18 protein-coding genes are annotated in these 21,134 nt (G+C 71.6%); 7 read left to right on the forward strand and 11 right to left on the reverse strand.

Going from position 1 to position 21,134, the window contains the following annotated elements; genetic code table 11:
* The first annotated feature begins 414 nt into the window (after positions 1 to 414).
* Entirely contained in the window at positions 415 to 4,404 is a 3,990-nt protein-coding gene (locus LDL49_RS35480) for a hypothetical protein (RefSeq protein ID WP_225297826.1), read from the forward strand.
* A 7-nt stretch (positions 4,405 to 4,411) separates the two neighbouring features.
* Here the strand turns inward: LDL49_RS35480 and LDL49_RS35485 are convergent, their stop codons facing one another.
* From LDL49_RS35485 to LDL49_RS35495, 3 genes are all read right to left on the reverse strand, one after another.
* Positions 4,412 to 5,641: an alpha/beta hydrolase gene (locus LDL49_RS35485; protein ID WP_225297828.1), complete on the reverse strand. Its 1,230-nt coding sequence runs from the start codon at positions 5,639 to 5,641 to the stop codon at positions 4,412 to 4,414.
* Between the two features lie 106 nt (positions 5,642 to 5,747).
* Positions 5,748 to 6,026 carry a hypothetical protein gene (locus tag LDL49_RS35490; protein ID WP_225297830.1) on the reverse strand — a complete coding sequence of 93 codons (279 nt, stop codon included), beginning with the start codon at positions 6,024 to 6,026 and terminating at the stop codon, positions 5,748 to 5,750.
* Between the two features lie 29 nt (positions 6,027 to 6,055).
* Complete coding sequence (locus LDL49_RS35495) at positions 6,056 to 7,819, reverse strand: glycoside hydrolase family 75 protein (protein ID WP_225297832.1); 1,764 nt, start codon at positions 7,817 to 7,819, stop codon at positions 6,056 to 6,058.
* 159 nt (positions 7,820 to 7,978) lie between these two features.
* On the opposite strand from LDL49_RS35495, the gene LDL49_RS35500 reads away from it, so the two are divergent.
* The gene (locus LDL49_RS35500; protein ID WP_225297834.1) at positions 7,979 to 8,959 is read left to right on the forward strand and encodes an acetylxylan esterase; all 981 of its coding nucleotides are present in this window, start codon (positions 7,979 to 7,981) and stop codon (positions 8,957 to 8,959) included.
* Positions 8,960 to 9,065: 106 nt separating this feature from the next.
* On the opposite strand, the gene LDL49_RS35505 is transcribed toward LDL49_RS35500, so the two are convergent.
* Positions 9,066 to 9,353 carry a HesB/IscA family protein gene (locus LDL49_RS35505; RefSeq protein ID WP_225297836.1) on the reverse strand — a complete coding sequence of 96 codons (288 nt, stop codon included), beginning with the start codon at positions 9,351 to 9,353 and terminating at the stop codon, positions 9,066 to 9,068.
* A 122-nt stretch (positions 9,354 to 9,475) separates the two neighbouring features.
* Here LDL49_RS35505 and fxlM point away from each other — a divergent pair, with 122 nt between their 5' ends.
* Genes fxlM through LDL49_RS35520 form a run of 3 tightly spaced genes read left to right on the forward strand, consistent with a single transcriptional unit; the run spans position 9,476 to position 11,730 of the window.
* Entirely contained in the window at positions 9,476 to 10,633 is a 1,158-nt protein-coding gene (fxlM, locus tag LDL49_RS35510) for a methyltransferase, FxLD system (protein WP_225297838.1), read from the forward strand.
* A gap of 27 nt (positions 10,634 to 10,660) precedes the next feature.
* The gene (locus tag LDL49_RS35515; protein ID WP_225297840.1) at positions 10,661 to 11,257 is read left to right on the forward strand and encodes a TetR/AcrR family transcriptional regulator; all 597 of its coding nucleotides are present in this window, start codon (positions 10,661 to 10,663) and stop codon (positions 11,255 to 11,257) included.
* Entirely contained in the window at positions 11,254 to 11,730 is a 477-nt protein-coding gene (locus tag LDL49_RS35520) for a DUF6653 family protein (RefSeq protein WP_225297842.1), read from the forward strand. The genes LDL49_RS35515 and LDL49_RS35520 overlap by 4 nt, the downstream gene beginning before the upstream one ends.
* Here LDL49_RS35520 and LDL49_RS35525 read toward each other — a convergent pair.
* From LDL49_RS35525 to kduI, 3 genes are read right to left on the reverse strand one after another with little or no spacing between them, the layout of a single operon-like run.
* Positions 11,727 to 12,494 (reverse strand): IclR family transcriptional regulator, encoded by a 768-nt coding sequence (locus LDL49_RS35525; RefSeq protein WP_225297844.1) that lies wholly within the window; start codon positions 12,492 to 12,494, stop codon positions 11,727 to 11,729. The genes LDL49_RS35520 and LDL49_RS35525 overlap by 4 nt on opposite strands.
* A 14-nt stretch (positions 12,495 to 12,508) precedes the next feature.
* On the reverse strand, positions 12,509 to 13,240 hold the full coding sequence (locus LDL49_RS35530; RefSeq protein ID WP_225297846.1) for an SDR family oxidoreductase: 732 nt from the start codon (positions 13,238 to 13,240) through the stop codon (positions 12,509 to 12,511).
* Positions 13,241 to 13,243: 3 nt separating this feature from the next.
* A complete protein-coding gene (gene kduI / locus LDL49_RS35535) occupies positions 13,244 to 14,050 on the reverse strand; it encodes a 5-dehydro-4-deoxy-D-glucuronate isomerase (protein WP_225297848.1) in 807 nt (268 codons plus the stop codon).
* An 87-nt stretch (positions 14,051 to 14,137) separates the two neighbouring features.
* Between kduI and LDL49_RS35540 the strand changes: the two genes are divergently transcribed.
* The gene (locus LDL49_RS35540) at positions 14,138 to 15,784 is read left to right on the forward strand and encodes an L-lactate permease (protein WP_225297850.1); all 1,647 of its coding nucleotides are present in this window, start codon (positions 14,138 to 14,140) and stop codon (positions 15,782 to 15,784) included.
* Between the two features lie 36 nt (positions 15,785 to 15,820).
* On the opposite strand, the gene LDL49_RS35545 is transcribed toward LDL49_RS35540, so the two are convergent.
* Both LDL49_RS35545 and LDL49_RS35550 read right to left on the reverse strand, forming a co-directional pair.
* Positions 15,821 to 16,450 carry a copper resistance CopC family protein gene (locus tag LDL49_RS35545; protein WP_225297852.1) on the reverse strand — a complete coding sequence of 210 codons (630 nt, stop codon included), beginning with the start codon at positions 16,448 to 16,450 and terminating at the stop codon, positions 15,821 to 15,823.
* The gene (locus LDL49_RS35550; protein WP_225297854.1) at positions 16,441 to 17,073 is read right to left on the reverse strand and encodes an MFS transporter; all 633 of its coding nucleotides are present in this window, start codon (positions 17,071 to 17,073) and stop codon (positions 16,441 to 16,443) included. Before LDL49_RS35550 ends, LDL49_RS35545 begins: the two co-directional genes overlap by 10 nt.
* Positions 17,074 to 17,158: 85 nt before the next feature.
* Between LDL49_RS35550 and LDL49_RS35555 the strand changes: the two genes are divergently transcribed.
* Entirely contained in the window at positions 17,159 to 17,377 is a 219-nt protein-coding gene (locus tag LDL49_RS35555) for a hypothetical protein (protein ID WP_225297856.1), read from the forward strand.
* Between the two features lie 16 nt (positions 17,378 to 17,393).
* On the opposite strand, the gene LDL49_RS35560 is transcribed toward LDL49_RS35555, so the two are convergent.
* Both LDL49_RS35560 and LDL49_RS35565 read right to left on the reverse strand, forming a co-directional pair.
* Complete coding sequence (locus LDL49_RS35560; protein ID WP_225297859.1) at positions 17,394 to 18,464, reverse strand: PQQ-dependent sugar dehydrogenase; 1,071 nt, start codon at positions 18,462 to 18,464, stop codon at positions 17,394 to 17,396.
* A gap of 96 nt (positions 18,465 to 18,560) precedes the next feature.
* Positions 18,561 to 21,101 (reverse strand): glycoside hydrolase family 3 N-terminal domain-containing protein, encoded by a 2,541-nt coding sequence (locus LDL49_RS35565; RefSeq protein ID WP_225297861.1) that lies wholly within the window; start codon positions 21,099 to 21,101, stop codon positions 18,561 to 18,563.
* Between the last annotated feature and the right edge of the window lie 33 nt (positions 21,102 to 21,134).

A 21,134-nucleotide genomic window follows, 5' to 3' on the forward strand; every position in this document is an offset into this window, starting at 1 on the left:
AGAAGACCGAGGACGCTATAACACGGCTGAGAGCGAGAACGCCCGCACGGTGCTCGCCGCCGTCGCCGCGCCTGGGCCTCCATGGTGGTCCCTTCGGACGATGAGGCACGCGTAACTGGCGCTGGCCCGCTCACCGAATACAGCGTGCCGTCCCGAATACGGCGTGAGCTGCCGTTGTAGCCCTGGCCGCCGCTCGCGTGTTCGTCAGCATGCCCGAAAGCCGACAGCGCCCGTTTTCCGGTTGTGCCAGAACATCTTTCCGGACAATCGCCGAGGTTGGGGTCCCATGTCGGATCCGATTTGACGGTGAGTGATGAAGTGTGGTCGTCTCGTGACTTATGTTTCTGATGGGATGATTGAGACCGCTTCGGGGGTAACTGTTCCGTGCGGTATCCATGGCACGCCCTGGGGCGCGTGCTCGTTTCCGCTTCCATGATCAGCGCGACCCTGGTGGTCGTGCCCGTCACCGCGCACGCGGCAGCGCCGTCGTACGAACGGCCGCACGCCGAACAGGTGGCCAAGCCCAAGATCCGCCCGGTCCCCGCCGTACGGCAGCCGGCGCCCGCGGCCGTGAACGTGCCGATGGAGGCGTCGCTGGCCCGCAGGGACGCGGGCTCGGAGGCCGTCGGCCCGCAGGCGCCGGAGGTGACGACGCCCGCCGGTCCCACGCTGGTCAACGAGATCACCGCCGAGGCGGCCAAGCGTGTCGGCGCGCGGCGGCCCGATCCCAAGCGGCTGCTGCCCGACACCGGTCAGGCGGCCACGCTGGCGGTGAAGAACCCGGTCGCCGGGCTGTTCGACCGGCTCGGTTCCCAGAAGGTCGTGTCCGCGCTGACCTACCGGCTCTGTGTGGAGAGCGAGGCCGTACCGGTCTCCTGCTCGGTCACCCGCCCGGTGGGCGTGCCCGCCGCCGCCGACGTGACCGGGGACGGCATGCCCGACCTGGCCGCCGACCTGGTGCCCACGGCCAGTCCCCAGGACTCCTCCGTTGGGCTCGGCTTCGCGGTCAGGCGCCTGCCCGGCGCCGAGGCGAACCTCAAGGCGCAGGTCTGGGCGGAGTACGACGGCCGCGTGTCGGTCGGTTTCGACGGGCTGCACCGGGGCGCGTCGCTGTCCGGCTCCGACTGGGGCACCTTCACCGTCGACCTCACGGGCAAGCGGGTGAAGGCGAGCGTCGACCGTACCGATCCCGGCGCGTCGGCCGCGATCGTGGCCGGCCTGACCGGCCGCAGCGTGGTGAGCCTGCGCCAGACGCCCGCCACCGAGAAGCTCGCGGTCGACGTGGACCTCGACTCGACCACCCTGGACGTCACCAGCTCGGCCGCCGCCAGGCTGGACGCGCTGGCCGTCAGCGGCAGTCGCTACACCCAGGCGACGCTGGACAAGATGCCGACCAAGGCCAAGATCGGGCTGATCCGCGGCACGGACGGTGCCCGGATCCGCTTCAGCAGCACGACCTCGATCCGCCACGCCGAGCTGCACAACTACGTCTACGCCGACGGCGCTCTGGCCAGGGCGGCGAGCGTCGAGGTGCGCGGCGCCCCGCCGTCCATGACCGCCGCGTACACCACCACGAACGGCAAGCAGATCCTGACCGTCGACTCGGGCCACCCGCGGGCCGGGTCGGCCAAGCTGCTCTACTTCGACCGGGCCGCCGCCAAGACCGTCCTGCGGGCCGAGCTCAGCGGGCTGCCCGCCAAGGTACGCCTGGTGAACGACCTGGCCGAGCACCGCGTGACGCACACCACCAGCTCGAAGATCGGCAGGTTCGCGGTCGTGCTCCAGCGCGACGGAGGCGCCGTCTCCAGCCCGCGCGGCAGCCACGTCACGATGATCAAGAACGGTGACGCCGTCGGCGTGTCCGGGCTGCTGACCGGCCTGTCCGGATTCGACGTCACGTACGGTGCCGCGCCCCACGCTCAGCTTGAGGTCGGCTCCAGCGGCCGGTCCTTCCTCGGCGCGGCCAGCATCGACGGCACCCGCCTGGCCAGGCTGGAGATCTCCAACACCCCCGCCAAGGTCGACGTGACACTCGACCCGGCCGCGCGCAAGGCCGTCTACCAGGCCAGCGGCGTGATCGACAAGATCAGGGCCGCCTACACCGACACCCGGTCGGGGCCCACGATCGACGGCACCATCCAAGGCGTGCACGACGACGTCAAGGCCACCTGGGAGCTGGGGGAGCGCTCGACGGTCGACATCGCCTCCTCCTCCACGCTGGGCAAGGTGCGCATCTACGCCAACAAGGCGTACGTCACCAAGCCCCAGGGCGAGGACGTCCAGGCCGAGGTGTCGGGGGTGCGCAAGCACGTCCAGCTGGTGGCCGACACCGCCGCCAAGACCCTGACCTGGACCTCGGACGGCCCGGTGCGCTCGGTCTCCGCGCTGGCCCGCGCGAATGTGGAGGGACGCTACATCACCGCCGCCGCCGAGGTGACCGGCGTGCCCGCCCGCTTCGACGCGGCCTGGAGCGGCGCAGCGTACCGCTTCCGTGGGCTGTCGGGCCCGGTCGGCTCGGCGGCCGTGGCGTTCGCCAACCACGACGGCGCCAAGGCGCCCGCCGGGCCGCACCTGTCGGCCCACTACGACGAGGCCACCGGTGACCTCGACGCGAGTGTGCGGGTCAAGGGCCTGCGCACGGTCGAGTTCAGCCCGGGGGACCAGGGCTTCACCGCCGACTTCAAGGCGGCCCGGCAGACGCTCGCCCTGGACACCGACGTCACCCGCGGCGACCTGCGCTTCGGCCTGCTCGGCAGGCTCGGCCCGCTGCCCGGCCGCCTGGCGGTCTCGGCGGCCGGGGGCGCGCTCACCTACTCGGGGTCCCGGCTCGACGTGACGGCCCGCGCCTGGCTGGGCAAGGCGGGCGCGCTCAAGAACATGGCGGCCGCGCCGGCCGTGCCCGGCGGCATCTCGCTGGTGGACGGCGGCTGCGTCGCCGGGTCCGCCGGTTGCGGGCAGGGCGCCTTCTGTACGGAGCGCGGCTGCTTCGGCGTCCAGGGTTACCTAGACGTGTCGGGCCTGCCGGACCAGGTCACGGTGGATCTGGCCAAGAAGGCGTTCACGTTCGCCGGATTCGCGCCCAAGCGCCGCTCGCTGGGCGTCTACCTGGCCAGTACGATCCTGGCGCCGGTGCCGATCAAGGCGCGGGCCACACTCACCGGCCTGCCCTCCAAGATCACCAGCATGTCCGTCGGCCCGTTCGACGTGACGCAGGGCAACGCCGTACAGGCGAACTACCGGATCGAGCCCGCCGCGACGCTGGGCTCGCTCGACCTGCTGGCCGAGGCGGGCACCCTGCGCGGTCACGTGGCCATCGATCCGGTTCCGGCCGCGGTCGCCGTACAGGGCAGCTATGGCGCGCAGACCCGCATCCGCGTGACGAACTCCGCGGCCGTCAAGCGCCTCAGCGCGAAGGTCACCGTGGACGGGGCGGGCACCGGCGAGCTGCGCTTCGGCGACGTGCCGGCCCGGTTCGGCGTGGACGCTGACGCGTCCGGCGCGAACCTGCGGATGCCCACGCTCACCTACAAGGCGCTGGGCGGCGTCAACACGCTCGACGGCCACCTCGCCGTGGAAGGCGGGCTGATCGACCGGACGGGGCGGCTCGGCGACGTGTCGCTCGACGTCACCGACCTGGCCGCCGACACCACCGTGCGGCTGAACCCGGACCAGTCGCTCGACCTGGTGTCCCGGCCGGTGCCGACGGGACGGGTCCAGGTGCACGGCGGGCTGACCGTCGACCCGGTCGCGCGGCAGCGCATCGCGGTCAGCAAGGAGATCCCGTACACCACCGGCTTCCTCTCCTACCAGGTCGGCGGCCAGTTCGGGCTCGGCAAGAGCACGATCAAGGACCTGTCGCTGGACATCCGCCGTATGGCGTGGCTGCGCATCAGGCCCGGCAAGATCCCGTTCGGGATGAAGGCGCCGCCCGCGCTGGGCTACATCGCCCCCGGCTTCGAGGGGAACTACGGGCGCCTCGCCCTCGCCGCGAGCGGGGTGAGCCTGCGCCCCGACGTCAACGTGGACGTCAAGCTGAGCCGCAAGCTCGGCAACGACATCTTCCACGACACGGTCCGCATCGGCCCGGTGACCTCGCTCGCCCTGCGCCGCTACGACCAGCGGCTGCGCCGCATCGGCGCCAAGCAGGCGATCAGCGCGGTGGGCGTGCAGCTGGCCTGCCTGACCGTCGACGCCAAGCCGGGCTTCGCCGCGAACGGCACGAACTCGATCACGCTGCGCGGCGCGGACGGTCCGCAGATGGTGTCGCTGCTCGACCCCGGCGGCCAGGTGCCGGACTACGCGGTGGACCTGCTGACGCACTTCATGTCCCCGTTCCCCGGCGCCGACTGGAAGGTGGCGGGGGCCAAGGCCGGACATTGCGCCACGGGCTCCCCCAAAGCCTGAGCCCTCGTCAGCGCGGGCCCAGGTAGCCGGGTGGCGGGTCCGCGCCGTCGTAGGTCCGTACCGGGCGGCCCGCCAGGAAGGCGCGCAGCACGTTCAGGTAAGGCTTGCCCCGGTACGAGCCGGCCGCCACGTAGGCGAGCTCGGCCCGGGGGAGGGCGGCGCGGTAGTCGGCGGCGGCCGACCAGGCCCGCCGGTCGTGGGCGCCCTTGACGATCAGGGCGGGCACGGCCGATTCCGTCAGGCTCCGGCGCAGGCCGTCCGGGGCGGCGCGCTGGGCCAGGCCGGCGTAGCCGCTGCCGTAGGCGGCCTCCACTTCGCGGTCGCCGGCGAAGGCGTGCGCGGCCTGGGGGTCGGCCCGCAGGAGCGTGTAGACCGCGAGGAGCCGTGGCGACGGCGGGCGAGTGAGGGTGAGCAGCGAGGCCGCCTCCGAGGCCAAGGGGGAGGCCGTCTCCGGAGGGTTGAGGGGTGCCTCCGAGGGGTTGAGGGGCGAGGGGGAGGCGGCCTCCTGGCGGTCGAGCGGGGCCGGGGAGGTGAGGACGGCCTTGGCCACCTGGTCCGGGTGCTCCGCCAGGTAGGCGGCGGCCAGCCGGGCACCGGAGTCGTGGCCGATCAGGATCAGCCGCCGGGCGCCGATCTCCTGCCGTACCGCCTCCAGGTCGGCCACGTCGCGGGGCAGGCCGTACCCTCGCGGGTCCGCCAGCCGCGCGGACCGGCCCGCGCCCAGCTGGTCGTAGGCGTACACGGTGTAGCCGTCGGCGGCCAGCCCGGCCAGGAACGCCGAGTCGCCCGCCAGGTCGGCCGTTCCCGGCCCGCCGTGCAGGAACACCACCGGATCCGGCCGGGTGACCCGCTTGGGCGCCAGCCGTACATAGGCCAGCTCGGAGCCCGTCGCCAGCCGCCACTCCCGCTGTCCGGCCACGGCGGGCAGCGGCGCGGACGCGTCCGGTGGGGCGTGCAGGGTGGCGGCCGCGACCTGCCAGACCACGGCGGCCTCCACCGACAGGATGACCAGGGCCCGCAGCCAGCGCCCCCAGGCCGGGCTCGGTCTCGGCACGCACAGCAGCAGGCCGAGGAACAACACCGACGCGAACACCGCCAGCCCCGTGACGGCGAAGACGCCCGGCGGGACACCGAGCATCGCCATGCCGGCCAGCGCCGCCAGGCCCGCGATCGGCGAGAACGCCAGGATCGCGAGCCCTGTCAGCAGCCGACCGGCCCGTCTGGCGAGAGCACGCACAGGGCGAAACTACCCCAAACCGCCCGTACGGGCGGCCGAAACCGCCAACGGCGGACCACATTCCTGCCCCAGGTCAAGATTCTTGCCGCAGGATTCGTGTCCCGGGTCAGGAGAGCGAGCGGCCCAGCCGGAGCCGGAGATGGCCGTCGCGTGGCGCCATCTCCCGCACCGTCCACAGCCGCTCCTGCACCACGGCGCCCAGGGCGGTCACGTATCCGCCCACCCGGAGCACCGGACGCCCCGTGTCGTCGGTCAGGAGCCGCGCCCGCGACTCCGCGGCGTCGTCGCCGAACACCAGCAGGAAGTCGACCGGCTCGGCCGGGGCGTCGAGGATGAGGCCGGGGCTGAGGTGGGATTCCGGGATCCTGATCACGTGGTAGTTCACCCGGACACCTCTACCCCGGCCGGGCGGGTTCAGTTGTTGTTGAGGAACTGCTGGGCGAGCGTCCTGCCCAGGTTGGTGGCCTGGGTGTGGTTCTCGATGGTCGAGACCTTGGTGCCCGAGCCGGTGAACACGATGTACGTCACGCCACTGTCGGTGCCGCCGTTGCTCGGGTCCGGGTTGATGCCCAGGTCGGCGGCCGTACGGTAGGACGCCTCCCCGATGATGCCCGTCGGGCCCGTGTCACCCATGACGGCGTACTCCACTTGGCCGTTGTAGACGATCGCCACCACCGTCCCGCAGCCGATGCCCTTGGTCCGGTAGTCCCAGGTGCTGCTGGGGCTGGGCACCACCATGTAGGCGAGCTGCGCCGCGTTGAGCGCCCCGCCGGAGCTGGTCTGGCAGAACGTCTCGTTCTGGAAGCAGCAGTCGGTGTCCTCGTTGCACTGCGTCGTGCGTACGCCGTCGCAGTCGATGTCCATGTCTCCCTTCCAGAACACCGCGCCGGTCTTCTCGCACACCGCCACCGTCGCCGTGCTGACGTCGGAGTCGGTCTTGTACTTGCCGTTGGAGATCTGGCTGCACGCCGTGACCTTGGCCAGCAACTGGTCGGCCGTGGGCCCGGTGGTGCCGCCGGTGGCGGTGCCGGTGACCGTGGCGCTGTGACCCGACTCGTTGCCCGCCGAGTCGACGGCGGTGACCGTGTAGCTGTGGGTGGAGCCGGAGGTCAGGCCGCTGATCGTGGCGCTGGCCGTCGGCGAGGTGGCCACCACGGTGGTGCCCTCGTAGACCTTGTAGCCGGTCACGCCGACGTTGTCCGTGGAGTCGTTCCAGGCCAGCGAGATGCTGCTGGCCGAGGTGCCGGTCACGCGGGGACTGGCGGGCACGCTCGGCGCCTGGCCGTCCGGGCCGCCGGAGCCGCTGACGGACAGCCGGTCCACGTTCGGGCCGCCGTTGGCGGAGGTGCCGGTCGCGCGGATGGTGTTGACGCCGGCGTTCAGGGAGACCGTGACGGTGCCGTCGGCCCAGGTGTCCCAGTTGCCGGTGCCGGGGAAGTTCACCCCGGCGGCGGCCACGGAGCCGTTGACCGAGATGTCCATCGGCCGGGTCGCCGTGGTGCCGTTGGCGTACCGGAAGGTCAGGGTGTGGGTGCCCGCGTCGGCCACGCTGACGCTCCACTCGATGTACCCGCCGACGGCGTTGACGTAGTCGACGAAGCCGGTGCCGGTGTAGCCGGTGTGGTTGGTCGCCACGCTGGCCTCCGACAGGGTGGCCGCCTCCGCCTGGTACTCGTTGGCGGGGGCGTCGGCGACCGTGGCCTCCAGGTAGTCGAGGTTCGGGTTGCCGCCCGCGTTCGACGAGGTGACGCGGATCTTGTTGTCGCCCGCGTTCAGCGTCGCGGTGAGCGTGGAGGTGGCCCAGGTGTTCCAGTTGGCGGTGGTGCCGAAGGAGCGGCCGGCCGAGACGACGGTGCCGTTCACCGAGACGTCCGCGGTGCGCGCCGACGTGGTGCCGTTGGCGTAGCGGATGGACAGCGTCGCGGTGCCGGCCGCGGGAGCGTTGACCGTCCATTCGGTGTACGGGCCCACGACGTTGTCGCCGTTGACGAAGCCGGTGCCGGAGAAGCCGGTGTGGTTGGCCTCGACGACGCCCTGGACGACGGTGGCGTTCTCGGCCTCGTAGCGGACCGTGGCCGCCCGCGCGGGCAGAGCGGTCAGGGTGGCGGCCAGGAGGGTGAGGAGGGGGAGCAGGATCAGCGGGCGTAAGCGTAAGCGAGCCCGAGCTGGAGAGTGCACGGCTGGCCCTTCTGCCGAATTCGTTAGGAAGGCTTCCTAACAACTGGAGATGGGACCACTCCGTCAAAGTCCAGTCAACCCCGTAGAGGGGCCCAAATAGCGCGAAGGCCAACAGATGCTATGAAATAGCTGCACCCTCTACCAAGGCTGGAGACCTACGTGGCCCTGTTCGACCTGCCGCTTGAGCAGCTCCGTTCCTACCTCCCCGACCGTGACGAGCCCGCCGACTTCGACGACTTCTGGACGCGCACGCTCGCGGAAGCACGGGAGTTCGATTCGGCGGCCGAGTTCACTCCCTACGACCTGCCGCTCGCCTCGGTCGACGTGTACGACGTCTCGTTCGCGGGCTGGGGCGGCCATCGGATCAACGGCTGGTTCCTGGTGCCGCACGGGGTGGAGGGGCCGGTGCCGTGTGTGATGCACTACATCGGCTACAGCGGCGGCCGCGGCTTCCCGCACCACCACCTGACCTGGCCCGCCGCCGGCTACGCGGTGTTCGTGATGGAGACCCGGGGCCACGGCGGCGCCAACCCGGGCAGCCCCGGTGTGACCGGCGACCCGTACGGTGGCGACAACGCCCAGGCCCCCGGCATGATGACCCGTGGCGTCCTCGACCCCGACCAGTACTACTACCGGCGGGTCTTCACCGACGCGGTCCGCGCGGTCGACGTGGCCGCCGCCCACCCGGCCGTGGACGCCTCACGGATCGTCGCCTCGGGCGGCAGCCAGGGTGGCGGCATCGCGCAGGCGACCACCGCGCTGCATCCGGCGATCAAGGCGGCGCTGATCGACGTGCCGTTCATGACGCACTTCCGCCGGGCCGTGGAGATCACCGACCGGGACCCGTACCAGGAGATCGTCCGCTTCCTGTCCACCCGGCGGGAGAGCGCCGACCAGGTGTTCCGCACGCTGTCGTACTTCGACGGCCTGAACTTCGCCGCCCGCGGGCAGGTGCCCGCGCTCTACTCGGTGGCGCTCATGGACGATATCTGCCCGCCGTCCACGGTCTTCGCCGCCTACAACCACTGGCGTGGGCCGAAGGAGATCAGCGTCTGGCCGTGGAACGGCCACGAGGGCGGCGGCGGCTTCCAGAACGAGGAGCAGATCCGCTACCTGCACAAGCTGCTCGCCGGCGCCTGACGAACCACTGGTCCGGTACGGCCGACGAAAGGTACATCCGGCCGTACCGGACCAGTGGTGGTCCGTCTCAGACGGCCTGGCCGCTCGCCAGGCCGATAAAGCCCGTCTAGACGGGCTGGTCGGTCACCAGGAAGGACACGGAGCCCTGGTCGTCCGCTCCCGCGTCCAGAGACTTGTCCTCCAGGACGGTCGCGGCCACCGGGTCGAGATATACCCGCGCGCCCTCGGTCTCGACGACTTCGTCGGCCGGCTCCGGCGCGGTGGCCAGGGACAGGGTCAGCGAGCTCGAGCCCTCGCCCTGGGACGAGATGCGGATGCCGCTCTGCGCAGGCTCGGGCGCGGCCGCGGTCAAGTCGCGAATCGCCTGGGCTGCGTTGTTTGTCAGGGTGAGCACTACGGCTCCTCCTCACGATCGACGTACATGAACTGCCTGCCCTTCCCCCATTGAGCCGGTCAAACCTCCTAACTGGAATTCTTTACCAGGCATCCTTGCCCGCTCGCGGGAATCATGTCGGTATGGAGTTCGACGAGTACCGCGAGGCCATGGTCGCCCAGCTGCTCGAGCGCGGGGAGGTGAGCGAGCGGGTCGCGGAGGCGTTCCGGCTGGTCCCGAGGCATCGGTTCCTGTCGGACTTCGACCCGGAGGCGGCCTACCGGGACGAGCCCATCGTCACCAAACGCGACGCGGAGGGCCGGCCGATCAGTTCCTCCTCGCAGCCCGCGATCATGGGCATCATGCTCGACCAGCTCGACGTCCGGCCCGGCCACCGGGTGCTGGAGATCGGCGCGGGCACCGGCTACAACGCCGCCCTGCTCGCGCACCTGGCCGGGCCGGAGGGCCGGGTGGTCAGCGTCGACATCGACGCCGACGTGGTCGCGGCGGCGCGGCGGCATCTCGACGCCGCCGCCTATCCCGAGGTGACCGTCGAGTGCGCCGACGGCGCGGCCGGCCACCCGGAGGCGGCGCCGTACGACCGGGTGATCGCCACCGTCGGCGTGTGGGACCTGGCCCCGGCCTGGCTGGAGCAGCTGGCGCCCGGCGGCCGGCTCGTGGTGCCGCTCGACCTGCGCGGCGTGCAGGTGTCCGTCGCCATGGAGTACACCGGCGGCCACTGGTCCAGCCGGTCGGTGGAGCCCTGCGGCTTCATGCGCATGCGCGGCCCCTCCGCCGGGCCCGAGGTCACGCTGATGCTGGACGGCGACGCCGACCTCGTGCTCACGCTGCCCGAGCCGCGCGAGGTGGGCGACGTCCTGGCGATGCTGGACGAGCCCGTCGCCGAGGTGGCCGCCGACGGTATGGCGCCGCTGCCCCGCCTGTCGCTGATGGGCGGTGGGGTGGGCTTGTGGCTGGCGCTGCACGAGCCCCGCTGGGGGTCCCTGACCGGGCGGCTGCGGTGGGCCCCGGTGACCACCCATGGCTACGGCATGACGGTGGGCATCGTCGGCCGGGACGGTCTGGCCGTACTGGCGGCCGATGAGGAACTGCGCGCCCGCGGGTTCGGGCCCGGCGGGGCGGCGCTGGCGGCGGACCTGATCGCGCACGTGCAGGCGTGGGACGCGGCGGGCCGCCCGGAAGCCTGCGACCTGCGCATCGACGCCTACCTCGGCCCGGCTCCGGAGGGCGCGGCCGTCATCGCCAAGCGGCACACCCGCCTCGTGCTAAGCTATGACTGAATATCCAGAGTAGTCATAGGGGCATAGATGGCCGTGGCGTTCACGGCGGACGACCGGGCGCGCATCACCGCGCGGCTGCTCGACACCGCCGAAGAGCTCTTCGCCGCCCAGGGGCTGAAGAAGACCTCGCTCGACGAGCTGGTCGCCCCCTCGGGCATCGCGAAAGGCAGTTTCTACGCGTTCTTCGAGTCGAAGGAGGAGCTCTACAAGGAGGTCATGGTCCGCCGGGCGCCGCTGATGGGCAAGCTGCTGGCCGCCGCGCTCGACCGGCCGCCGAGTGCGGAGGCGCTGGCCGGCCTCATGCGGGGCATGGTCGAAGCGCTCACCACCGACCCGTTCTACCGGCGGCTGCTCACCCGCCCCGACGAGCTCGAGGCGGTGGCCCGCCGGGTCGGCCCCGAGGAGCTCGCCCGGGTCACCCCGCACCTGGTGACGCCGCTGATCGACTACCTCGCCCAGGGGCAGAGCGCCGGCGTCATCGTCGCGGACGTCCCCCCGGAGGTGCTGATGGGCGTGCTGCGCACCGCGGGCCTGCTGGCGGTCAACCGCGACAGATACGGACCCGACTTTGAGCAGGTGCTCGACGCCACCATCAACGCGCTGGCAAGGGGGCTCATCGCATGAGCGTGCTGAAGAGATACGCGCAGGCGGCGGGCATGACCGACGAGGCGTGGAAGCGGCACGCCAACCCGTGGAGCGTCTGGACCAGGTTCGCCGCGATCCCGCTGATGATGCTGGCCATCTGGAGCAGGGCATGGATCGGCTGGTGGTCCCTGGTGCCCGTGGCCCTGGTCGTGGCCTGGCTGATCGTCAACCCGCACGCCTTCCCGGCGATCGAGCAGCCGACGAGCTGGGCGGCCAAGGGCATCTACGGCGAGAAGCTGTGGTTCCAGGACCGCTCGCTCGTGTCCGGCGACCATCGCAAGGTGCAGCGCCTGCTCATCGCGGTGGGGTCGGCCGGCTTCGCGCTGCTGGCCTGGGGCCTGGTCGCGCTGGAGGTATGGCCCGCCGTCTTCGGCGCGACGCTGGTCGTGCTCGGCCAGCTATGGCGCATCGACCGGCTCGGCCAGCTGTATGAGAGCCACCGGGCGGCCTAACCGGCCGGCAGCTCCATCGGTGCGCCCAGAGCGCGGGAGACCTCGTGGGCGGTGGCCGCGACCAGCGGTCCGAGCTCCTGGGCGTCCGCCAACGACAGCTCGTGGGTCAGCGTCGAGATGCTCACCCCGGCCACCACGTGCCCCAGGTGGTCGAAGACGGCCGCGGCGACGCAGCGGATGCCCGCCTCGTTCTCCTCGTCGTCGATCGCGAAGCCGCACTCCCGTATCCGGGCCAGGTGGCGGCGGAGCGCGGCCTGCGTGGTGATCGTGGCGGGCGTGCGCCTGGTCAGCCCGGTGCGGGTGGCGATGCCCGCCACCTCCTCGTCGGACATGGCCGCGAGCATCGCCTTGCCGATCGCGCTGGTGTGCAGCCACAGCGACATGCCGACCCGCGAGGGCATCTGGTAGGGCTTGCGGCCCTCCAGCTTGGCGGCGTAGACGGCCTCGTCGCCGTTGAGCACGGCCAGGTGCACGGTGTAGCCGGTCTGGTCGTGCAGGCGCTGCAGCACCGGAGACGCCTGGCGTACGGGGTCGAAGCGGGCCAGCATCCGGCCGGCCAGCGTGAGGATCTTGGGACCCGGCAGGTAACCGCCGGCGCCGTCGGGCCGGGCGAAGCCGTGCTCGGCCAGCGACTGCAGGATGCGGTGGGTCGTCGACTTGGGCAGGCCCGTCGCCGTCGCGATTTTCGTGACGCTCTCGTGCTCGGCGAGGGCCTCCAGCACCCAGAGCGCCTTGTCGATGGCGGTGCTCGGCCTGGGGTCCACCCGATCAAGCATACTCAGCGGGCCAGCCAGCCGCCGTCCACGACGAGCACGTGGCCGGTGACGTAGTCGGAGGCGCGCGAGGCGAGGAACACGGCCGCCCCCTCCAGGTCCGCGGGCTCGCCCCAGCGCCCGGCCGGGATCCGCGACCGGATCTCCCGCTCGCGCTCCGAGTCCTCCCGCAGGGCCGTGGTGACGTCGGTGGTGATGTAGCCGGGGGCGATGGCGTTGACCTGCGCGCCCCGTGGCGCCCACTCGTTGGACAGCGCCTTGGTCAGCCCGGCCACCGCGTGCTTGGCCGCCGCGTAGGACGCCACGTTGATCCCGCCCTGGAAGGACAGCAGCGACGCGATCGAGATGACCTTCGTGGCGCCGTGTTCCAGCAGCGCCTGGCTGAGCACGTACACGGCGTCAACGTCGATGGCCATCACCCGCCGCCAGTCGTCCAGGCTGGTCGAGCCCCGGCTGATCGTGCCCGCGTTGTTGATCAGGATGTCCACCTCGCCCTGGGCCAGGACCGGCTCCAGCGCGGGCCTGATGGCGGCCGGGTCGCCCAGGTCGAGCACGAGCTTGCGTACCTCTCCGCCGAGCCGCTTCACCTGGCGCTCGGTCTCGTCGAGGTCGTCGCGATGGCCGTGCAGGATCAGGTCGGCCCCGGCCCGCGCGAGGCCGACCGCGATCGCCCGGCCGATCCCCGACCGCGCCCCGGTGACCAGCGCCGTCCGGCCGGTGAGCGAGAACAGCTCCATCCGTCACCGCATCTCCGTGATCGCGACCTGGTCCATGTCGTCGAACGCCTGGTTCTCTCCGGCCATCGCCCACACGAACGCGTAGCTGCGCGTGCCGAACCCGCAGTGCACCGACCAGCTCGGCGAGATCACCGCCTGCTCGTTGGCCACGATCAGGTTGCGGGTCTCGTCGGGGCGGCCCATCAGGTGCACGACGCGCTCGTCGCGCGGCAGGTCGAAGTACAGGTAGACCTCGGTACGGCGGTCGTGGGTGTGGCACGGCATGGTGTTCCACATGCTGCCGGGCTCCAGCACGGTCACGCCCATGACGAGCTGGCAGCTGCGGATGCCGTCGAGGTGGATGTACTTGTAGATGGTCCGGTCGTTCGAGCCGTCGGCGCCGCCGAGCCGTACCGGGGCCACGTCCTTCAGCCGCGCGTGCGTGGTCGGGAACGTCTCGTGTGCGGGGGCGGAGACCAGGTAGAACGTGCCGCGCTCGAACGTCACCTCGCGCGCGCCCCTGCCGACGTACAGGCAGTCCTTGGGGTCCAGCTCGTACGGCACGCCGTCGACCTCCACGGTGCCCGTCTCCCCGATGTTGATCACGCCCAGCTCGCGGCGCTCCAGGAAGTGCGCCGACCGCAGCGGGTCGAACGCCGCCAGCCGGGCCTTCCCGCTCGGCCTGACCCCGGCGACGACCATCCGGTCCTGGTGGGTGTAGACACCGTCCACCTCCGGCCCGAACAGGCCCTCGACGAGGTAACGGGCGCGGAGTTCCGCGGTGTTGAAATGGCGGATCTGGTCGGGTGCGGTGGCATGCCGTATTTCCATCTCTTCCCTCCGGTTGTTCCGCGTCCTACGATCCTAGACACGGAACACTGTTCTATCCAATGGAACGCCTAACCGTGGAGGCGCGCGGTGTACCAGCAGAACTTCAATCCCACCGGCTCCTTATGGCTGTCCGCTGTCCTGGCCGCTCTGCCCCTGCTCGCGGTGCTGGTGTTGCTGGGAGTCTTCAAGTGGAAGGCGCACTGGGCGGGCATCTCCGGCCTGGTCGTCGGCTTCCTGATCGCGGTCCTGCCGTTCGCGTACGGCATGCCGATCGCCCAGGCTCTCGACTCCGCCCTGTACGGCGCGGCCAGGGCGGTGTTACTGATCTTGTGGATCACGTTCAACGCCATCTGGATCTACAAGATGACCGAGCGCAGTGGCCACTTCGCCGTGCTGCGCCGGGCCTTCCAGGGCATCAGCGACGACAAGCGGATCACCGCCATCGTCATCGCGTTCTCGTTCGGCGCACTCATCGAGGCCCTGGCCGGCGGCGGCTCACCGATCGCCATCTGCGCGGTCATGCTCATCGCGCTCGGCTTCGAGCCGATGCGCGCCGCGGTCATCGCGCTCATCGCCAACACCGCGCCCGTCGCCTTCGGCGGCATGGGCAACCCGATCACCATCCTGGGCAGCGTCACCGAACTGCCGCCCGAGCCGTTCGGCGCGATGGCGGGCCGGCAGACCGCGTTCATCGCGCTGCTCGTGCCGTTCATCCTGATCTTCGTCGCCGACGGCCGGCGCGGCCTGCGCCAGGCGTGGCCCGCCGCGCTCGTCGCCGGGCTCAGCTTCGGTGCCACGCAGATCCTGATGTCCCAGGTCAACTACCTGCTCACGGACATCGCGGCGGCCCTGGTCTCGGCGATCGTCCTGGTCGCGTTCGGCAAGATCTGGAAGCCGGCCGAGACGGTCGGATTCACGCCGACCCCCACGCCGATCGCGGGCGGGGCCGTGGACGACCCGGCGTTCGTCCGCACCCACGGCCGCCCCGGCGGCGACACCACCGGCGACAAGATCGCGGCCTTCGCCCCCTACGCGATCATCATCGCGCTGTTCTCCATCGCGCAGATCCCCGCGATCAAGACCTTCCTCGCCGGCTTCACCGTCAAGCCCGCCTGGCCCGGGTTCGACCTGGTGAACCCGGCGGGCAAGGCCGTGCCCGTGGTCTACGAGCTGCCGTGGGCCGCGCACCCGGGAACGCTGCTGTTCGTCTCCGGGCTGCTCACGCTCCTCGTGCTGGGGATCAGCCCGGTCTCGGCGCTGGCCACCTACGGCGCCACGATCCGCCAGTTCGGCTGGGCCATCGTCACCATCCTGTCGGTCTTCGCCCTGGCCTTCGTCATGCAGTTCTCGGGGCAGATCCAGACGCTCGGGCTGTTCCTGGCGGGCGCGGGGGCGTTCTTCGCGTTCCTGTCACCGCTCGTCGGCTGGTTCGGCGTCGCGATCACCGGTACGGACGCGGGCGCCAACGCCCTGTTCGCCAAGCTCCAGACCACCGCGGCGGGCCAGCTGAACATCCCGCCGGAGCTCTTCGGCGCGGCCAACAGCTCCGGCGGCGTCATGGGCAAGATGATCTCGCCCCAGAACCTGGCCATCGGCACGGCCGCGGTCGGCCTGGTGGGGGAGGAGGGCAACCTGTTCCGCCGGGTGATCGGCTGGAGCGCCGTGCTGCTGCTCATCCTCTGCGTGCTGGTGTTCCTGCAGTCGACGCCGGTGCTGGGGTGGCTGGTGCCCTGATGCCGGGCGGACGGGAGGGGCCGTCCGCCCGGATTGTCAGGTACGTCCGATCGGGCCGTCCGGCTGCCCGGCCGCTTCGGCTGGTGCGTCCGGCTGCCCGGCAGGTTGGGCTGGTGCCTCCGGCTGCCCGGCGGGTTCGTCGGGTCCGCCCGTCCGTCTGGACAGCAGCCAGATCGCCAGGCCGACCACCACCAGCGCGGCGAGTCCGCCCCAGAGCCAGCCGGGGATGCCGCCCCCGTCCTGCGCCGCAGCGGCAGGTCGGGTGCCCTCCGCCGAGGTGGCGGGTGCGGCCGGGGCGGCTTCGGTGGCGGACGCCGTCGTGCCTGCGGCGCCCTTCACGGTGAAGGGGATCTCGCCCTCGATCGGGTGGCCGTCGGACGAGACCACCCGCCAGGCGATGACGTACGGGCCGCCCGCCAGCCGGCTGGGCACGGCGGTCCGCACCTTGGGGCCGTCGGCCTGCGGCTCGCCGAGCTGGATCGTCTTGCCGGCGGCGGTGCGCAGCACCACCAGCGGGAAGCGGACGCGGGAGGAGTATTCCAGCTCGATCGTCTGGACGCCGGAGACGGTGGCGCCCTTGGGGGGTGAGCTGCTCTTGAGGCTGTCGTGGGCGAGGGCGGCGGGCGCGGTGGCGGCAAGGAACAGCCCGCACCCGATCACCGCCACGAGGGTTCTGCGAAGAGAGGTTGGGCGAAGAAAGCTTGGGCGAAGAAAGCTTGGGCGAAGAAGGATGGGCAAGGTGAACTCCATGACGAGGGAAGTGTCGGCGATTCGGTGACTCCCCTCGTGGGAGGCCCTCTGCGTGGCTCCGCGGTCGCGATCTGGACCGTGATCGACGTCCGCAGCGGCGCCCGCGCCGGCGCCGGTCGTACCAGAGCCGCCGCGATCGCGGGAATCGGGTGGAACGGCCGCGGCAGGGTGAGCCGGGGCCGCCCCGACAGGCGCAGCATGAGCCAGAACGCGCTCTCGCCCCGATGCAGCCACCAGCCCGTCAGCACGGCGATCGTCAGGTGGACCAGCACCATGCCCACGGCGAAATGCGCGTGCCCGGTGCTGGGCGCGGTCAGCTCGAACAGCTTGTGCAGCGATGCCTGCGTCCCCACCGTGGCGCCGAGCACCACCTCGGGGCCGCGCTCGCGCCCACTCAGAACGTACGCCAGGCCGAGCGCGCCCAGCCCGCCCGCCACCATGACGCCGGGCGCGACCGCCGCGCCGCCCGCGAAGGCATGCCCGGCCGCCGTCACGGCGGCACACACCACCGCGAAGACCATGGCTCGGGCGAGGCGCATGCGTCCATCCTCGCAGCCTTCGGCCACGCACAAGCTACTTGCCGGACATATGTACGGCCCGAGGGCCTGTATTTACTGTTAAGGCATGTGCGATCTGAGTCAGCAGGAAAGTCGGGCCCTCAGCGACACCCTGAGCAAGATCAACAGCCTGGCGGGGCAGGTGGAGACACACCGATCGAGCATCGAGCAGACCGCGTACATGGACCACGAGAACCTGGCCGCCCTCCTGTCCGACCTGGAGCGGCAGGTGGGCTCCGCCCGGGCCTGGGTGGTTGCCAAACCCCAGGAGCACGCCGGACACTGACGCCCGCGTTTCCGCCTCAGGGCGTGCCGGTGGGCGGAATGCGGATGACGCGGTCGTCCTGGGCCACCGGGGCGCCGCGCCCGTCGCGGTTGCTCGTCGTCAACCACAGCCAGCCGTCCGGCCCCACCGCGGCCGCGCGCAGCCGCCCGTAGGCGCCACGCAGCTCGGCGACCGGGGTCCCGGCCCCGCCGCCGCCCGTCAGAGGGACGGTCCACAGCCGGGTCCCGCGCAAGGCGGCGACGAACAGCGTGTCGTTGGCATACGCGAGCCCGCTCGGCGACGCCTCGGCCGTCGGCCACGTGGCGATCGGGTCGCGGAAGGACGGGTTGCCGCAGACGCCCTCGCAGGTGGGCCACCCGTAGTTGCCGCCCGCGACGATCCGGTTGACCTCGTCCCGGGTGTCCTGGCCGAGCTCGGCGGCGTACATCCTGCCCAGCGCGTCCCAGGCCAGGCCCTGCACGTTGCGGTGGCCGTAGCTGTAGACCCGGGAGCCGGCGAAGGGATTGTCCGCCGGGACGCCGCCGGTCGGCGTCATGCGCAGGATCTTGCCCGCCGGGGTGTTCAGGTTCTGTGCGTTGGCGGTGTTGCCGGCGTCGCCGGTGGACACGTACAGCTGGCCGTCGGGGCCGAAGGCGATGCGGCCGCCGTTGTGGTTGGAGGCCCGCGGCACGCCGGAGAACAGGACGTTCTGGGTCTGCGGGGCGTTCAGCCGGAACCGTACCAGCCGGTTGTCGCTGCTCGTGGAGAAGTAGGCGTAGACCCACTGGTCCTGGGCGTACGTGGGCGACACGGCGATGCCGAGCAGCCCGCCCTCGCCGGAGGCGGCGACCCCGTTGACGGTGGCCACCCGAACCGGGGTCTGTCCCGGGCGTACCTGGAGAATCCTGGCGGTGACGCGCTCGGAGACCAGCGCGCTGCCGTCGGGCAGGAAGGCCAGCCCCCACGGCACCTGCAGGCCGGTGGCGGTCACCTGCGCCCGGGAGTAGTCGAAGCCGCCGATCGCCTGCGCGGCGGTGGGGCCCGCGACTACGAGCCCCACGGCGGCCAAGAGGATCATGATCAGGGACGGGGTCTTTCGCACGCGCATGGCGGGCTCCTTGACCGATCTGTCGAGATCATCGTCAATGACGGGAGAGACCCGTACCCTACGCAGTTTTCGACGCGTCAACAATGATCTGATCCGTCACCCGTCGTGGCGCCGGCCCCGCGAGCTGCGCGTTCGGCCGTCCCCGACAATGTAATTTTCACGGTCCGCCGGCGGTCTTAACGCGCAGGCGTAACCGGGTGGCAGGTGGGTGTCGCCGGCCGGGCGACTGGCCTGGAAGCCGAAGGAGGCGCTCGCGCCGGGCGCGAGCGTCCCGTTGTGCGCGGCGTTGCCCGCCGTGGCGGCCTGGCCGCTCACCGTCAGGGAGGCGTTCCACGACCCGGTGATCTGATGGCCGGACGGCAAGGTGAAGGTGACGCCCCAGCCGTTCGCGGGGCTCGTGCCGGTGTTGGTCACGGCCGCCTGGATGACGTAGCCGGTGCTCCACTGGCTCTGCACCGTCGCGGTGACCGTGCAGCCGCCCGTGCCGCCGCCGGCGCGCGTGGTCACGGTGACCGTCCCCGAGCGCGGCGAGCGGTTGCCGGCGGCGTCCTTGGCGTAGACGGCGAAGGTGTGGGTCGTGTTCGCGGCCAGGCCGGTGACGGTGGCCGTGGCGGTCGCGGCCGTGGCCACCGTCGTCTCGCCCGTCGGCTGCACCCGGACCACGTCGTAGCCGGTCACGCCCACGTTGTCGGAGGAGGCGGGCCACGACAGGATCGTGGACGAGGAGGTGATCTCGGACGCGACCGGCGTGCCGGGCGCGGTGGGCGGGCTGGTGTCGTCCTGCGGCTGCCCGTACGTCAGGCCGAAGCCGTACGGAAACAGCGGCGTCTTGCCGTCGCCCGCGTTGATCGGCTGCTGGGAGGCGCTGCTCATCCAGGTCATGGGCAGCTTGCCGGTGGGCTGCACCGTGCCGAACAGCACGTCGGCCACGCCCTGGCCCTCGGTGCCGGGCAGCCAGGCGGCCACCAGGGCGTTCCAGCCGGGCAGCTGGGCCGCGATGTCGAGGGGGCGCCCCGAGACCAGCACGACCACGACGGGCACCCCGGCCGCGCGCAGGGTGGCGAGGGTGTTCAGGTCGGTGGTGTCCAGGCCCAGCCCGCCTGGGCGGTCGCCTTGGCCCTCGGCGTACGGCGTTTCGCCGACCACGGCGATCGCCGCGCGATAGGAGCCGTCGATGCCGCTGCCGTCGCGGCTGTAGGTGACGGTCGTGGCCGAGCCCGCGCTGTTCCTGATGCCCTGGAGGATGGTGGTGCCGGGGGTGATGGCGCCGGACGAGCCCTGCCAGGAGATCGTCCAGCCGCCGCTCTGGTTGCCGATGTCGTCCGCGCTCTTGCCGGCCACGAAGATCTTGCCGCCCCGGGCGAGCGGCAGGATGTTCCCGCTGTTCTTCAGCACGACCTGCGACTTGGCCACCGCCTCGCGGGCCAGGGCGCGGTGCGCCGCGCTGCCGACGGTCGCGGTGTAGGACCGGTCGGTCAGCGGTTTCTCGAACAGGCCGAGCTCGAACTTCTTCGTCAGCACGCGCCGGACCGCGTCGTCGACCCGGGCCGTGCTCACCCGGCCCGCCTGCACCTCGGCCCGCAGCAGGTCGATGAAGCGCCGCCAGGCGGTGGGCACCATCACCATGTCGATGCCGGCGTTCACGGCCGTGCGCACGTCGAGCGCGGAGGTGCCGGCGGCGCCGTCGATCTGGTCGATGCCGTCCCAGTCGGAGACCACAATGCCGGAGAAGCCCAGCTCGCCCTTGAGCACGGTGGTGATCAGGTACTGGTGCCCGTGCAGCTTGGCGCCGTTCCAGCTGCTGAAGGAGATCATCACCGAGCCCACCCCGCGCTCCACCGCGGCCTTGAACGGCGGCAGGTGGATCGCCCGCAGGTCGGCCTCGGACAGCTGGGTGTCGCCCTGGTCCACGCCGTTCGTGGTGCCGCCGTCGCCGAGGTAGTGCTTGGCCGTGGCCAGCACGGAGGCGGGACCGTTCAGTGTGGCGCCCTGCAGGCCGGTCACGATCGTGGCCATGGACGAGGCCAGCTCGGGCGCCTCGCCGAAGGACTCGTACGTGCGGCCCCACCGGTCGTTGCGCGCCACGCACAGGCAGGGCGCGAAATCCCAGTCCACGCCGGTGCCGGAGACCTCCTCGGCCACGGCCCGGCCGATCCGCTGTGCCAGCGCGGGGTCCCGGGTCGCGCCGAGCCCGATGTTGTGCGGGAAGATCGTGGCGCCGCCGACGTTGTTGTGACCGTGCACGGCGTCGGCGCCGTACAGGATGGGGATGCCCAGCGGCGTGGCCAGGGCCGCGTTCTGGAAGTTGTCGTACATGTCCGCCCAGGACGCGGCCGTGTTCGGGGACGGCCCGGAGCCGCCGCCCGACAGCACCGAGCCGAGCCGGTACGTCGTGACGTCGGCGGCGCTGACCGAGCCGCGCTCGGCCTGCGTCATCTGACCGAGCTTTTCGTCCAGCGACATCCGGCCCATCAGGTCGGCCACCCGGGTCGCCGCGGGCAGGCTCGGATCCTGGTACGGGTAGGCGGCCGACGCGAAAACGGCCGGCGCGGCGCCCGCCCCGGGAACGCCCAGCATGGCGAGGACCAGTAGTACCACGGCCGCCCGCGCCGTCCATTTCAGGCTCGCGTTTCTCATGGCCCGCCATTCTTGGTCAGTGCGCCGAGATCG

The organism is Nonomuraea aurantiaca, from assembly GCF_020215705.1.
Classification (GTDB): domain Bacteria; phylum Actinomycetota; class Actinomycetes; order Streptosporangiales; family Streptosporangiaceae; genus Nonomuraea; species Nonomuraea aurantiaca.

Coding starts and splice junctions, on each gene's coding strand:
- fxlM (WP_225297838.1), top strand. CDS start 9,476: ATGGAGTTCGACGAGTACCGCGAGGCCATGGTCGCCCAGCTGCTCGAG.
- kduI (WP_225297848.1), bottom strand. CDS start 14,050: ATGGAAATACGGCATGCCACCGCACCCGACCAGATCCGCCATTTCAAC.
- LDL49_RS35550 (WP_225297854.1), bottom strand. CDS start 17,073: ATGCGCCTCGCCCGAGCCATGGTCTTCGCGGTGGTGTGTGCCGCCGTG.
- LDL49_RS35560 (WP_225297859.1), bottom strand. CDS start 18,464: ATGCGCGTGCGAAAGACCCCGTCCCTGATCATGATCCTCTTGGCCGCC.
- LDL49_RS35520 (WP_225297842.1), top strand. CDS start 11,254: ATGAGCGTGCTGAAGAGATACGCGCAGGCGGCGGGCATGACCGACGAG.
- LDL49_RS35565 (WP_225297861.1), bottom strand. CDS start 21,101: ATGAGAAACGCGAGCCTGAAATGGACGGCGCGGGCGGCCGTGGTACTA.
- LDL49_RS35530 (WP_225297846.1), bottom strand. CDS start 13,240: ATGGAGCTGTTCTCGCTCACCGGCCGGACGGCGCTGGTCACCGGGGCG.
- LDL49_RS35555 (WP_225297856.1), top strand. CDS start 17,159: ATGTGCGATCTGAGTCAGCAGGAAAGTCGGGCCCTCAGCGACACCCTG.
- LDL49_RS35515 (WP_225297840.1), top strand. CDS start 10,661: ATGGCCGTGGCGTTCACGGCGGACGACCGGGCGCGCATCACCGCGCGG.